General features: G+C 65.0%; 15 protein-coding genes. 8 read left to right on the top strand and 7 right to left on the bottom strand.

Annotated features, from left to right (window positions below; translation table 11 throughout):
* Positions 1–2: 2 nt before the first annotated feature.
* Positions 3–368: a hypothetical protein gene (locus GGD66_RS02015; RefSeq protein ID WP_183256749.1), complete on the top strand. Its 366-nt coding sequence runs from the start codon at positions 3–5 to the stop codon at positions 366–368.
* On the opposite strand, the gene GGD66_RS02020 is transcribed toward GGD66_RS02015, so the two are convergent.
* Both GGD66_RS02020 and GGD66_RS02025 read right to left on the bottom strand, forming a co-directional pair.
* A complete protein-coding gene (locus GGD66_RS02020) occupies positions 369–614 on the bottom strand; it encodes a DUF6719 family protein (RefSeq protein WP_183256750.1) in 246 nt (81 codons plus the stop codon).
* Positions 615–681: 67 nt separating this feature from the next.
* On the bottom strand, positions 682–2,172 hold the full coding sequence (locus GGD66_RS02025) for a PLP-dependent aminotransferase family protein (RefSeq protein WP_183256751.1): 1,491 nt from the start codon (positions 2,170–2,172) through the stop codon (positions 682–684).
* 76 nt (positions 2,173–2,248) lie between these two features.
* On the opposite strand from GGD66_RS02025, the gene GGD66_RS02030 reads away from it, so the two are divergent.
* From GGD66_RS02030 to kynU, 5 genes are all read left to right on the top strand, one after another.
* On the top strand, positions 2,249–2,974 hold the full coding sequence (locus GGD66_RS02030) for a pyridoxamine 5'-phosphate oxidase family protein (protein WP_183256752.1): 726 nt from the start codon (positions 2,249–2,251) through the stop codon (positions 2,972–2,974).
* A gap of 54 nt (positions 2,975–3,028) precedes the next feature.
* Entirely contained in the window at positions 3,029–4,306 is a 1,278-nt protein-coding gene (locus GGD66_RS02035; RefSeq protein ID WP_092262999.1) for an ArgE/DapE family deacylase, read from the top strand.
* Positions 4,307–4,554: 248 nt separating this feature from the next.
* The gene (locus GGD66_RS02040; protein WP_183256753.1) at positions 4,555–5,364 is read left to right on the top strand and encodes an alpha/beta hydrolase; all 810 of its coding nucleotides are present in this window, start codon (positions 4,555–4,557) and stop codon (positions 5,362–5,364) included.
* A gap of 36 nt (positions 5,365–5,400) precedes the next feature.
* Positions 5,401–6,240, top strand: coding sequence for a tryptophan 2,3-dioxygenase (kynA, locus tag GGD66_RS02045; RefSeq protein ID WP_018317492.1), 840 nt, complete (start codon positions 5,401–5,403; stop codon positions 6,238–6,240).
* 20 nt (positions 6,241–6,260) lie between these two features.
* Positions 6,261–7,463: a kynureninase gene (kynU, locus tag GGD66_RS02050; RefSeq protein ID WP_177237532.1), complete on the top strand. Its 1,203-nt coding sequence runs from the start codon at positions 6,261–6,263 to the stop codon at positions 7,461–7,463.
* A gap of 141 nt (positions 7,464–7,604) precedes the next feature.
* On the opposite strand, the gene GGD66_RS02055 is transcribed toward kynU, so the two are convergent.
* Complete coding sequence (locus GGD66_RS02055) at positions 7,605–8,414, bottom strand: cobalamin-binding protein (RefSeq protein WP_183256754.1); 810 nt, start codon at positions 8,412–8,414, stop codon at positions 7,605–7,607.
* Positions 8,415–8,530: 116 nt separating this feature from the next.
* Here GGD66_RS02055 and GGD66_RS02060 point away from each other — a divergent pair, with 116 nt between their 5' ends.
* Together GGD66_RS02060 and GGD66_RS02065 are read left to right on the top strand one after the other, a co-directional pair.
* The gene (locus tag GGD66_RS02060; RefSeq protein ID WP_092263008.1) at positions 8,531–8,929 is read left to right on the top strand and encodes a PaaI family thioesterase; all 399 of its coding nucleotides are present in this window, start codon (positions 8,531–8,533) and stop codon (positions 8,927–8,929) included.
* 152 nt (positions 8,930–9,081) lie between these two features.
* Positions 9,082–9,693: a GNAT family N-acetyltransferase gene (locus GGD66_RS02065; protein WP_018317489.1), complete on the top strand. Its 612-nt coding sequence runs from the start codon at positions 9,082–9,084 to the stop codon at positions 9,691–9,693.
* 78 nt (positions 9,694–9,771) lie between these two features.
* Here the strand turns inward: GGD66_RS02065 and GGD66_RS02070 are convergent, their stop codons facing one another.
* From GGD66_RS02070 to GGD66_RS02085, 4 genes are all read right to left on the bottom strand, one after another.
* Positions 9,772–10,077, bottom strand: a complete 306-nt coding sequence (locus tag GGD66_RS02070; protein ID WP_018317488.1) for a hypothetical protein — start codon at positions 10,075–10,077, stop codon at positions 9,772–9,774.
* A gap of 96 nt (positions 10,078–10,173) precedes the next feature.
* Entirely contained in the window at positions 10,174–10,860 is a 687-nt protein-coding gene (locus tag GGD66_RS02075) for a DUF2161 domain-containing phosphodiesterase (protein ID WP_092263010.1), read from the bottom strand.
* Positions 10,861–10,959: 99 nt separating this feature from the next.
* Positions 10,960–11,640, bottom strand: coding sequence for an SDR family oxidoreductase (locus GGD66_RS02080; RefSeq protein ID WP_092263038.1), 681 nt, complete (start codon positions 11,638–11,640; stop codon positions 10,960–10,962).
* Positions 11,641–11,663: 23 nt separating this feature from the next.
* Positions 11,664–12,407 carry a tyrosine-protein phosphatase gene (locus tag GGD66_RS02085; protein ID WP_092263013.1) on the bottom strand — a complete coding sequence of 248 codons (744 nt, stop codon included), beginning with the start codon at positions 12,405–12,407 and terminating at the stop codon, positions 11,664–11,666.
* Positions 12,408–12,461 lie beyond the last annotated feature (54 nt).

Here is a 12,461-nt window from a genome sequence, read left to right on the forward strand (position 1 = left end):
TCATGATCGTTCGATTTTGCGCCGCTGCCTTCGTGTCCGTTCTGACGATCAAGGCCGCCCAGGCGCAGGTGCGTGCGCCCTCAAGGTTACCGGATCCCCGCACTGAGTTCGTGCGCCAATGCGCGCCGCGGATGCTCGGCCGGTGGGAACATCCCGAGGAAGTCTGCGGCTGCCTGCACGATCATGCCGCAGCCGCCGTCGAGGACCGCGATCTGCGCGAAGCGCTGTTGCGCGGCATCAGCGAGACCGGCGTGCCCACCATCGAGACCGACTGGGTGCCGGCGTCCAAGCAGGGCGAGATCGGCCCGACCTTCACCAAGATCGCCAAGCCGACCTTGCAGTGCATGTTCGATCCGGCCAAGCAGTAACTATTTCGTCTTCGGACCGTAGCGCGGCACGCAGGCGGCGGTGCGCGCGACGCCCTTGTCGGTCATCTTTGTTCCGCGGACTTCCTTGACCTGTCCGGCGGGACAGGTTCCGTCATCCACCTGCACGCGCTGGCCCAGCTTCAGATCGATAATGTCCTGCTCGCGTCCGACCGTGACGGCGTGCGCCGTCGTCACGAGCGCGGCGGAGATCAGGAGCGAGAGGCAAGCTGCACGGCGGAAAAGCATGGTGAAAGATCCCGGCATTGATACCGCAATGTAAGGACGGGCTCGCGATTCTGATAGTGAACCTTTGTCAGCCCCGCCGGGCCGATCTGTTCCTCGTGCGCAGCGCGGCGCGCGATTCCCGCGCGAGCCGTTCGGCGGAGGCGACGAGCTGTGGAACCGCATGGCCGGAAAATCCCAGCACGAAGCCGGGCAGAGGGCGCGCGCGCGAATAGGTGTCGGCCAATAGCCAGCCTTCCGCGCCGGCCGCCTGCTTGGCCCGCGCTGCCACCGCCAGGTCGACCGAGGGATCGAACCGGGCGACGAGATGCAGGCCTTGCGATGGCACCGGTACCAACAGCGCGCCATCGGATGCGGTTTCCAGCGTTTCGGCCAGCGCATCGCGGGCGTCGCGATAGAGTTTTCGTACGCGCTTGAGGTTTGCGGCGAAGGCGCCCGAATTGAGCATGTCGGCCACCGCGCCTTCCATCAGCGTGCCGGGGAAGCGGTCGAGCGCCGCGCGCGCGGCCGTCACCTCGGCGATCAGGCGTTCGGGCAGGGCGCAATAGCCGATGCGGAGGCCGGGAAACAGCGTCTTGGCGAACGTGCCGAGGTAGATCACGCGCTGGAGGCGATCGATGCCGGCGAGCGACATTAGCGGTGCGCCGTCATAGCGAAACTCGCTGTCGTAATCGTCCTCCAGCACGAAAGCGCCGGCCTGCTTGGCCCAGTCCAGAAGCTCGAGCCGCCGCGGCATAGACATCTGCACGCCCAGCGGAAACTGGTGCGACGGCGTGACACAGGCCGCGCGCGCGTTGGGGCCGGCAGAGCGTCCCTTGGCGACCTGCATCCCGTGCTCGTCGACCGGAACCGGCACGGCGCGATAGCCGCAATGCGCGATGGTTTTTAGCGCGGCGGGGTAACCTGGGTCTTCGCACCAGACCTGGTCGTTCGGCTTCAAGATCGCGCTCAGCACGATGCGCAGCGCATGCAGCGTGCCTGATGTGAGCATGATCTGATCGGGGTCGCAGCGCAGGCCTCGCGCCGACAACAGGTGATCGGCGATTGCCGCGCGCAGCTCGCGGCTGCCGCGGGGATCGCCATAATACAAGTGCTCGGGCCCGAAGGCGCGCATGCGCCGGCCGACGAAGGCGCGAAAACGCTGCAGCGCCCGCTCGTCGATATGGGTGCAGCCGAGCGCGAACGCGCCTTGCCCCGGCGTTTCGACAATGACCTTCGGCTTGTTCGGCTCGGCCGTGCGCGCAGGAATGCGCGCGGCGACGAACGTTCCGGAGCCGACGGTCGCCTCGGCGAAGCCGTCGGTGATCAGGCGCTCATAGGCGATGACGACGGCGTTGCGCCGAAAGCCGGTCTGCTTGGCCAGCGTGCGCGACGGCGGCAGCGGCTCGCCGGGCTTGACGAGGCCGGAGACGATCATCTCGCACAGCGCCTGGTAGAGCCGGTGCGCGGCGGAGGCGCCTGGCGTGACATGCGGTCCGGTGAGGTCGAGCGGCAGCTCGGCCTTTGTCGGCAAAGAAGGCTTGGCCGGTGCGAGGAGAGAATTGGTCGGAATATTTCGCATGGAATTGGAACTATCGCAGACCAAATGCGCCGCTACAACTGCTTCCAGATTTCTTCCAATCCGAGCAGGAGCGGCCGTGAGCCAGACCGAGACCTCAAATTCCTATCCGACCTCAGTGCGCAACCAGGTCAAGCGCCGGTACGACCGCGGCTTCTACGACCACGCCACGGTTCATCGCATCCTGGATTCCTCGATGCTGTGCCACGTCGCCTACGTGATCGACGGCCAGCCCTATTGCACGCCGACGTTCTTCTGGCGCGAGGGCACCAAGCTGTACTGGCACGGCTCGAGCGCGAGCCGGATGCTGCGCAGCCAGACCAAAGGCGAGCGCGTGTGTCTCACGGTCGCCCATCTCGACAGCCTCGTGCTGGCGCGCTGTGGCTTCAATCACTCCGCAGACTACCGTGCGGTGATGGCGTTCGGCACCGCCTATCTCGTCACCGACCCCGAGGAGAAGGAGCGCGCGGTGATCGCGATGGTCGACCGCTTCTTCCCGGACCGCACGGCGAGCCTGCGGGCCAGCAACACGCAGGAGATCAAGGCGACCTCCTTCATCGCGATGGAGATCGAGGAAGCCTCGGCCAAGGTCCGCGCCAAGGGTGTTGCTGACGACGACGAGGACTATGCGCTGCCGATCTATGCCGAGCGCATCCCGGTGCGCACCGTGCTCGGCGCGCCGGAGCCATGCCCGCGCCTGCTCGACGGCGTCAGCCGGCCTGCGACGCTGAATGGCTATTCGGAAGGCCGCCTGCTCGAAGATGCATTGCGGGATGCTTATTTTGTGGAGTACCCGAACGGCTGAAATCGGCTAGCTTGCGCGCTCCTTGGGAACCATTGGAATGCCGGGAGTTGCCTGATGAATGCCGAAACGCAGCAGAGGATTCTTGACGCCGTCGATGCCGGCTTCGAGGCCCAGCTCGCCACCACACGCGATTTTGTTGCAATCCCTTCGACCCGCGGGGCGGAGGGGCCGTGCCAGGACATGATCGGCGACCTCCTGCGCGCGCGCGGCTACGAGGTCGACGACTGGCACATCGATGTCGACGACCTCAAGGATCTGCGCGGCTTCGGTCCGATCGAGCACGACTTCTCCAAGGCGCGTTCGGTGGTGGGCACCTACCGTCCGCAAACGAATGGCGGTAAATCGCTGATCCTGCAGGGCCACTGCGACGTGGTGCCCGCCGGCCCCCTGGAACTGTGGGACACGCCGCCGTTCTCGCCCGTCATCAAGGACGGCAAGATGTTTGGCCGCGGAGCCTGCGACATGAAGTCGGGCACCATCGGTGCGCTCTATGCGCTCGATGCGATCAAGGCCGCCGGTCTCAAGCCGACGGCGCGGATCCATTTCCAGTCGGTGATCGAGGAGGAGAGCACCGGCGTTGGTGCGCTGTCGACGCTGCAGCGCGGCTATCGCGCGGACGCCTGCTTCATTCCGGAGCCGACCGGCGGCAAGATGGTGCGCTCGCAGGTCGGCGTGATCTGGTTTCGCCTGCGGGTGAAGGGGCACCCGACCCATGTCGCCTTTGCCGGCTCCGGCGCGAACGCGATCATGGCCGCCTATCATTTGATCCAGGCGCTGCAAAAGCTCGAGATCGAGTGGAACGAGCGGGCCAAGGCTGACAGGCACTTCAAGACGCTGAACCATCCCATCAACTTCAACCCCGGCATCATCAAGGGTGGTGATTGGGCCTCCAGCGTGCCGGCCTGGTGCGATGTCGATTGCCGGATCGCGGTGCTGCCGGGCTGGTCGATTGCCGATCACCAGAAGGAGATCACGGCCTGCGTCGCCGCTGCCGCGCGCAACCACCGCTTCCTCGCCAACAATCCGCCGGAGATTGAATGGTCGGGCTTCCTGTCGGAGGGCTATGAGCTGACCGACGCGGCGGCACCGGAAGCCGCGTTCGGCAAGGCGTTCGGCAAAGTCTACGGCGGCACGCCTGAGGATCTGGTCTTCACCGCGCTCACCGACACCCGATTTTATGGCCTCAATCACGGCATCCCCAGCCTGTGCTTTGGCGCCAGCGGCGGCGAGATGCACGGCTTCAACGAATATGTCGAGCTGGAGTCGCTGAAGAAGACGACCAAGGCGATGGCGTTGTTCATCGCGGAATGGTGCGGGGTGGAGAAGGGGTAGTCGTCGCCCCATCGCTGCTTTCGTAGGGTGGGCAAAGGCGCCCTTGCGCCGTGCCCACCAGTTTTCCCCGACATGATAAAGATCGTGGGCACGCTCCGCTTTGCCCACCCTACGGCTCTCGGCTGGAGCGCGATCCGCCCGAAACACGCACTGATCCAAATCCTTTAAGCTTAAAAGAAAGACTAGGCTGCCGGGCCTCCCGGTGGCAGACTGGCGTCCGGTTTGTGGACGAGTCCTTGGGAGCGACAATGCGCGATTGGGATGATGCTTACGCCAATTCGGCCCATATCCCCGGCTCGGACAAGATGCCTGGACAATGGGCGGAGCGGGCGGCGGCTTACCGCGCCGGGCTGAAGGACTTTCGCGCCGACATCGCCTATGGGGCCGGCGTGCGTCAGCGCCTCGACCTGATCCTGCCCGACGGCGACAGCAAGGGCCTCGTCGTCTTTGTCCACGGCGGCTACTGGATGCGCTTCGACAAATCGACCTGGACCGATCTCGCCGCAGGCGCGCGCCACCATGGCTGGGCGGTGGCGTTGCCGAGCTACACGCTGACGCCGGCCGCACGGATCTGCGACATCACCACCGAGATCGCTGCGGCGATCGCCAAGGCGGCCTCGCTCGTCCCCGGGCCGATCCGGCTCGCCGGCCACTCCGCTGGCGGCCATCTCGTCACGCGCATGCTGTGCGACGACAGCCGGCTGGAGCCCGTTGTCTATAACCGCATCGCCGGCACGCTCTCGATCAGCGGCCTGCATGATTTGCGTCCGCTGCTCAAGACGAAGATGAACGAGACGCTGCGCATGACGATGGAGGAGGCGACGCTCGAAAGCGCGGCCCTGCATCTGCCACGCGGGCATTCACCCGTCACCGCCTGGGTCGGCGGCAGCGAGCGGCCGGAATTCATCCGCCAGTCCGATCTGATGGCCAATGTCTGGACCGGATTCGACGTGCCGACCCGCCTCGTCGTCGATCCCGGACTGAACCATTTTACCGTGATCGACGGACTGAAGGATCCGTCATCGCCGATCACCGCGCGCCTGATCGGGCTCGACTGAGCAAAGCCGGGGAAGATCGATCGAAAGGGCCTGTCCATGACGTCCAGCGATTACGATCCCACGAGAGAAGGCGCCGAGACCGATTTCGCCCGGCGGATGTCGTACGGCGACTACCTGGCGCTGGATGCGATCCTGGGCGCGCAGCATCCGTTGTCGGAAGCGCATGACGAGATGCTGTTCATCATCCAGCATCAGACCACGGAGCTGTGGATGCGCCTGGCCATCCACGAACTGAGCGCCGCACGCCGTGCCATCGCTGGGGACGAGGTGCAGCCCGCCATGAAGATGCTGGCGCGGATGTCGCGGATCTTCGAGCAGCTCAACAACGCCTGGGACGTTCTGCGCACGATGACGCCGAGCGAGTATACGCGCTTCCGCTCGCAGCTCGGACAGTCCTCCGGTTTCCAGTCGCGCCAATACCGGCTGATCGAATTCCTGCTCGGCAACCGCAACCACGCCATGCTCAAGCCGCACGCGCACGACGTGGAGACGACGAAACTGCTGGAAGCCGAGCTTGCGACCCCAAGCCTCTATGACGAAGTGCTCAGGCTCGCCGACCGCAACGGGCTGAAGATGCCGGCGGCGGTGCTCGCGCGCGATGTTCGCGAGACCCACAGCTTCAACGAAGGCGTGCTGCAGGCGTGGCGCGTCGTCTACGAGGCGCCGGAGACGCATTGGATGCTCTACGAGCTGGCTGAGAAGCTGGTCGATTTCGAGGATTACTTCCGCCGCTGGCGCTTCAACCACGTGACGACGGTCGAGCGCGTCATCGGCTTCAAGCGCGGCACCGGCGGCACTGGGGGCGTCAGCTATCTCAAGCGCATGCTGGAGGTCGAACTATTCCCCGAACTCTGGCGCGTCCGCACCATTCTGTAGAAATGCCCAAAGAAATGTCTATGACCAGATATCGCGTCTATGACGACACCAAAGCGCTGTTCCATCTGCCTGACGGCGTGATCTATCTCGACGGCAATTCGCTCGGCGCGCTGCCGGCGGGCGTGGCCGAGCGCGTCAACCGCGTCATCACGACCGAGTGGGGCAATGAGTTGATCCGGGCCTGGAACACCGCCGGCTGGTACGCCCAGCCGCGCCACGTCGGCGATCGCATCGCGCGACTGATCGGCGCGGAAGCCGGCTCGGTGATGGTGGGTGATACGTTGTCACTCAAGGTCTATCAGGCGCTGGCTGCTGCGCTCGACATGAACGCGTCCCGCAAGGTCGTCCTGTCCGACACCGGCAATTTCCCGACCGACCTCTACATGGCCGAAGGCCTGATCGCCACGCTCGGGCGCGGCCATCAATTGCGTCTGGTGGCGCCGGAGGAGATCGACGCCGCACTCTCGGACGAGATCGCGGTGCTCTACATCACAGAGGTCGATTACCGCACCGGCCGGCGTCACGACATGGCGAAGCTCACCGCAAAGGCGCATGCGCTCGGCATCGTCACGGTCTGGGATCTCGCGCATTCCGCCGGCGCGCTGCCGGTCGATCTTGCCGGCTGCGGCGCCGATTTCGCGGCGGGGTGCACCTACAAATATCTCAACGCCGGCCCCGGCGCGCCAGCGTTCCTCTACGTCGCCCCGCGCCATGCCGACAGCGCGCGCGCCGCGCTGTCGGGTTGGATGGGCCACGCAAAGCCGTTCGCATTTGAGCTTGGCTATGCGGCCGCAGGTGGCGTCGAGCGTATGCGCGTCGGCACACCCCCGGTGCTGGCAATGGCGGCGCTGGAGGCCTCGCTCGACATCTGGGACCGCGTCGAAATGGCAGAGGTCCGTGCGCGTTCGTTGGCGCTCGGTGACTTGCTGATCGCCGAAGTCGAGCGCCGCTGTCCGTCTCTGAAGCTCGTTACCCCGCTCGCCCATGAGCGCCGCGGCTCGCAAGTTTCCTTCGCCTTCGATGGCGGCTACGCAGCGATGCAAGCCCTGATCGCCCGCGGCGTCATCGGCGACTTCCGCGCGCCTGACATCATGCGGTTCGGGATTACGCCGCTGTACATTGGCGAGAGCGAGATCGTCCGGGCGGCCGCGATCATCGAGGAGGTGATCGCGGGCGAGATCTGGCGGCAGCCGGAATATCAGGTGGTGAATGCGGTGACGTGAAAATCCCCGTCACCCTGAGGCGCGAGCCTGGCGGCGCGAAGCGTCGCTGGGCGAGCCTCGAAGGGCGACGGCCCGGCTCCATCGGGGCCGTTCATCCTTCGAGGCTCCCCATGGGACGCGTTGCGTCCCATGCCTCGCACCTCAAGATGACGGGGTAGGCAGTTTCGAGTCCTGTCCCCACAACGTCGTCACGATCGCTTCAAGCCCATCCGTAAGTGCGGCCGGTCCAGGCTGGAGGATGATCGGCGACTTGATCTCGACGATGCGGTTGTCGCGGACGGCCGGAATTTCACTCCAACCCTCACGCTGCTTGATGCGGGCCGGCACGACCTTCTTGCCGCACCATGATGCGAGAATGACATCGGGCGCGGTCTTGCGTACTGCCTCCGCCGAGACGATGCGATCCTTCGCGGCCTGCCGATGGCGCAGCTCCGGAAACACATCCTCACCACCGGCGATCTCGATCAACTCGGACACCCAGCCGATCCCGGAGATCAGCGGGTCATCCCATTCCTCGAAATAAACTCTCGGCCGCGGCGAGGGGCGGGGTGTCGCGGCAATCGCGGCCAAGCGCCGCTCAAGACCTTGCGCAAGTTCCGCCGCGCGTTCCGTCGCGCCGACCAGCGCGCCGAGCGTCCGGATCATCGCAAGAATCCCGGCGATGTCGCGCTGGTTGAAGACGTGGACGTCGATGCCTGCGCGGACCAGATCGGCGACGATGCCGGCTTGGAGATCGGAGAAGGCCAGCACGAGGTCCGGTTCCAGCGTCAGGATTTTCGGGATGTCCGCGGAGACAAAGGCTGACACCCGTGGCTTCTCGCGCCGCACCTGTGGCGGACGAACCGCGTAGCCGGAGACGCCGACGATGCGGTCCTGCTCGCCAAGCAGGTAGAGCGTTTCGACCGTCTCTTCGGTCAGGCAGACGATGCGGCGTGGCGGGAAGCGGCGCATGGCGTTTCATATGCGCAAATGCGGGGCGATGTCACGGCGGCCATTACCTCAGACGTCATTGCTTTGCCGCCCGAAGCAATTCACGCTGGGACAACAATCGATTGGGAGGACTTTTGATGACGCCGCTCGAGAAACTTAAAGCGATGAAGATGCCGTTCGCCGAGCTCAAGGGCGTCGAGTTCGTCGAGGCCGGGAAGGACCGCGTGGTGGCGCGGATGACGGTCCGCCCCGATCTCTGCACGCTGCACCACACTATCCATGGCGGCGCGGTGATGGCACTGGCCGATTCCGTCGGTGCGGCCGCGACCGTGATCAATCTGCCTGAAGACGCCAAGGGCACGACCACGCTGGAGAGCAAGACCAATTTCATCGGCGGGGCCAAGGAGGGAACCACGGTGATTGCCACGGCGACCCCGGTTCATCGGGGCCGAAAGACCCAGGTCTGGACCACGCGGCTGGAAACCGAGGATGGCAAGCTAGTGGCGGTGGTGACCCAGACTCAGCTGGTTCTGTAAGACTACGGCGCCTTGATTTTGTTAACGAATTAGTTGTTCCCGATGCCGCTAAGTTAGGCAGGTTCCCTCCTTGAAAAGAATGGTGCGATGCACAATATAGGGGGCCTAGGGATTCGAACGCCTCCTCGAGGGACACCAAGAGGAGTTTTGACGTGGTACTTGAAGACACCGTTCGCGCGCCGTCCGTTCCGGGCTATGTGCGGACCTTGAGCCAGCAGGAAGAATTGCCGCTCCTGCGCGATCATCTGCTCAGACTCGATGCCGGAAGCCGACACGACCGTTTCAACGGCTTTCTCGACGACTCATTTATCGAGCGTTACGCCGCCCGCTGCGCCGAGGACGGCACCGTGATCGTCGCCTATATCGTCGACGGCGTGGTCCGTGGTGCTGCCGAGCTGCATCCGCCGGAAGATGGTTCGCTGCCTGAAGTTGCCTTCAGTGTGGAAGCCTCCGCGCGCCGCCAGGGCGTCGGCACGGTCTTGTTCAGCCGCCTGATCGCTGAAGCGCGCTGGAAAGGCTATAAGAGCCTGCGCATCACCACGGGCGCCGAGAATCACGCCATGCGGGCGCTCGCCAGGAAGTTCGGCGCGCATCTGGCTTTCCGCCACGGCGAATCGACTGGCACTATCGACCTCGCCAAGACGCCTGAGGCCGAACTTGCCGATCTCGCGGCCTCGCCGTTCAGGGCTGGCCGCGCTTTGCTCAGCCTCAACTCGACCTGCTGGAAGATCATCTCCAGCATGTACGACAATCGCGCCGCCTGACCTCAAATAGCGGACTGAATCAAAAAGCGGACCGGCGTGGCCGGTCCGCTTTCGTATTCTGGGGCGCGAAATGAACGCTCAGGTGCCGGTGCGCTTGTCGTTGCCGAAACGGCGGACGACGCGGCGTTCGACCACCACGGAGCGCTGTGCGCCCTGTTCGCCGGCGATCACGCGGGTGGCGGTGATGCGGCTATTGGTGCGCGCCTGCTTCTTCACTTCGGCCTGCACGACATCGAGCGGCATCCCCATCAAGGCTGCGGCGATCTCGGCCTGCTGCTCATGATCGTCGGTAATGCCGATGGCGGCGAAGATCGCCTCGTCCAGGGTGGGCGGATCGTGGCGCACGCGCCGCGTGCCATATTTGGTATTCCAGTCTGCGCTCATAACGGCCTCGTTTTGATGCCGGGATACCTAGTGCCCCAAATGTTGCATTGCAATATGAAATTGCTATGGCATCTCAGCTATGCACCGGTCGGGGTGTCAGGGCGGTGACGCGACACCGGCATCGATTTCGATCCGTTGTTGCGGCCAGCGCTTCAGGGCGGCATGCCCGGCCTCGGTGAGCCCGTAGATTCCCCGGTCGGCCCGTTCGAACCAGCCATACACATTGTTAAGCAAGATCTTGCCGGCGTCAGGGCAGCGCTCGCGCAATTCGCGCACGGGCCGCGGCCCGTCGGCGAGCGCTGAGGCGCAGGCCAGAGCCTGCTGCCGATAGGCCGTCATGATCGGGGCGCGCGTGCTGCCGCCGAGCACGGGATCGCCCTGGCGGCGCTGGTGTTCGGCAACGAGGCGCGACCGCACTTTCGGCTCGCGGCGGGGCGCTGCGGTCGGCGGCTTCACCAGCACCTCGACCTGGCCGCGGTCGGTCACGCCGAGCATGCCGAAGCCGAGACGGCGGCAGAGATTGCGATAGCGCGCGTCGCTCTCGCGCCCCTTGCCCCGGATCGACATCTTGGCCGCGATCCAGACCTCGTCGCCGGCCGGCGCGCGGTCGACCGCCTGGAGGATCAGCTCGAGATTGAAGGCGAGCTTGAGTTCGCCAATCACCACCACGGGCGGATCGCCGGCGCTGAGGCCCACGAGATCACAGCCGCCGATCTCGCCTTTCACGGTGAAGCCGAGCTCTTCGAGGAAGCGTTTGACGGGCAGGTAGAGCGTAGTTTCCAAGGGGACGTCCGGTCGGAGAATCAGTTGCGGGCAGTCTAGAGCGTTCTGGGGTCCGATTGAATCAGAGCTCCCGCGCAGGAGGATCCGAACGCAACGCGTTTACACCCGTCCTCCGACCGGGATCAGCGCGCCGGTGACGCCGCTTGCGGCGTCGCCGGCCAGGAAGAGGATGACCTCGGCGAGTTCCCGCGGCGTCACCCATTTGGAGAAATCCGCCTTCGGCATATCGGCGCGGTTGGCGGCAGTGTCGATGATCGACGGCAGCACGGCATTCACCGTGACCTTGCCTTTCCACTCGCTGGCCAGCGACTCGGTAAGCCGATGCACACCCGCTTTCGAGGCCGCATAGGGACCCATGCCGGAGCCTGCCTGCAGCGCGCCCATGGCGCCGATATTGACGATGCGGCCGGCCCTGGACGCTGCGAGATGCGGCAGCGCCGCGCGCGAGGTGTTGAGCGCGGTGAGGACGTTCAGCGCGTACATGCGCTGCCAGGTCTTGACGTCGCCATCGCCCACGGTTTCGAAAGCGAAGCCGCCGGCGATGTTGATCAGCGCATCGAGCCGGCCGAAATGCTTGGCCGCCGCGTCAACCGCCGTCTTCGCCTGGGCCGCGTCGGAGAGGTCGACGCCGCCGATCTCGATGCTCTCGGGCTTTGCGGGAATCTGCGATGGCGCGTGATCGATGCCGGCCACGCGCGCGCCGCGCGATCGTGCGATCTCCGCAACCACCTTGCCGAGCGCGCCGTGTGCGCCTGTCACGATCAGGACCTTGTCTTGCATCATCGTTCTCCGGGCACGGCTGTCTATGCTTGCAGATAGCGCGCCTGCAGCGCGGCTCGCTCCGCCGTGCCAAGCTTGAGGGCGTCGCGCAGATAGGTTTCGAGATCGCCATATTCACTGCCGATGGCTTCGAATGCAGCGGCAAGGTACGAGGCTTCGACGCTCCCGATGGCATTGCGTACGTCCTCCGGCAGGTCGAAGGCGGCCGTCGCATCGCGCTTGTAATGCTGGTTGGTGAGCAGGTAGTCCTCGGCGATGATTTCATCGGGTACGCCGAGCGCATGCAGGATCAGCGCGCTGGCAAAGCCGGTGCGGTCCTTGCCCGCCGTGCAGTGAATCACCAGCGGCGCGCGATCTTCGAGGAGATGGCCGAACAGGTTGCGAAAGCTGTTCGTGTGGTAGCGAACGTAGTTGCGATAAGATTCGCGCATGAGCTCCAGCGCGACCGGTGCCGTCAGCGTGCCTCTCGCGAGTTCAGTCCGCAGCGCAGCCACGACGCTCGGCTCGATCGGCAGCGAATGCACCGTGATCTCGCTGACGACGCAGACACCGGCCGCGCGCTCCTCAACCCCACGGAAATCGAAAGCGCTTCGCACTCCCAGCGCCCTGACGATCTCGATATCGGCAGCGGTGAGCTGGCCGAGATGGTTGGAGCGGAAGATGTGCCGCCAGCGCGTGGTGCGGCCATCGATGGTCGGGTAGCCGCCGAGATCGCGAAAATTGCTGGCGCCTTGCAAGGCGAGGTGACGGGCGGGGGAATCTGACATGGGATCGGCTTCGGTTATGGTTCCATTGGACGCACGAGGGGCGTCCTTGAAAGC

Origin of the sequence: Bradyrhizobium sp. CIR48, assembly GCF_014198315.1 — a bacterium.
GTDB lineage: Bacteria > Pseudomonadota > Alphaproteobacteria > Rhizobiales > Xanthobacteraceae > Bradyrhizobium.

Coding starts and splice junctions, on each gene's coding strand:
- GGD66_RS02015 (WP_183256749.1), top strand. CDS start 3: ATGATCGTTCGATTTTGCGCCGCTGCCTTCGTGTCCGTTCTGACGATC.
- GGD66_RS02020 (WP_183256750.1), bottom strand. CDS start 614: ATGCTTTTCCGCCGTGCAGCTTGCCTCTCGCTCCTGATCTCCGCCGCG.
- GGD66_RS02025 (WP_183256751.1), bottom strand. CDS start 2,172: ATGCGAAATATTCCGACCAATTCTCTCCTCGCACCGGCCAAGCCTTCT.
- GGD66_RS02035 (WP_092262999.1), top strand. CDS start 3,029: ATGAATGCCGAAACGCAGCAGAGGATTCTTGACGCCGTCGATGCCGGC.
- GGD66_RS02040 (WP_183256753.1), top strand. CDS start 4,555: ATGCGCGATTGGGATGATGCTTACGCCAATTCGGCCCATATCCCCGGC.
- kynA (WP_018317492.1), top strand. CDS start 5,401: ATGACGTCCAGCGATTACGATCCCACGAGAGAAGGCGCCGAGACCGAT.
- kynU (WP_177237532.1), top strand. CDS start 6,261: ATGACCAGATATCGCGTCTATGACGACACCAAAGCGCTGTTCCATCTG.
- GGD66_RS02055 (WP_183256754.1), bottom strand. CDS start 8,414: ATGCGCCGCTTCCCGCCACGCCGCATCGTCTGCCTGACCGAAGAGACG.
- GGD66_RS02060 (WP_092263008.1), top strand. CDS start 8,531: ATGACGCCGCTCGAGAAACTTAAAGCGATGAAGATGCCGTTCGCCGAG.
- GGD66_RS02070 (WP_018317488.1), bottom strand. CDS start 10,077: ATGAGCGCAGACTGGAATACCAAATATGGCACGCGGCGCGTGCGCCAC.
- GGD66_RS02080 (WP_092263038.1), bottom strand. CDS start 11,640: ATGCAAGACAAGGTCCTGATCGTGACAGGCGCACACGGCGCGCTCGGC.
- GGD66_RS02085 (WP_092263013.1), bottom strand. CDS start 12,407: ATGTCAGATTCCCCCGCCCGTCACCTCGCCTTGCAAGGCGCCAGCAAT.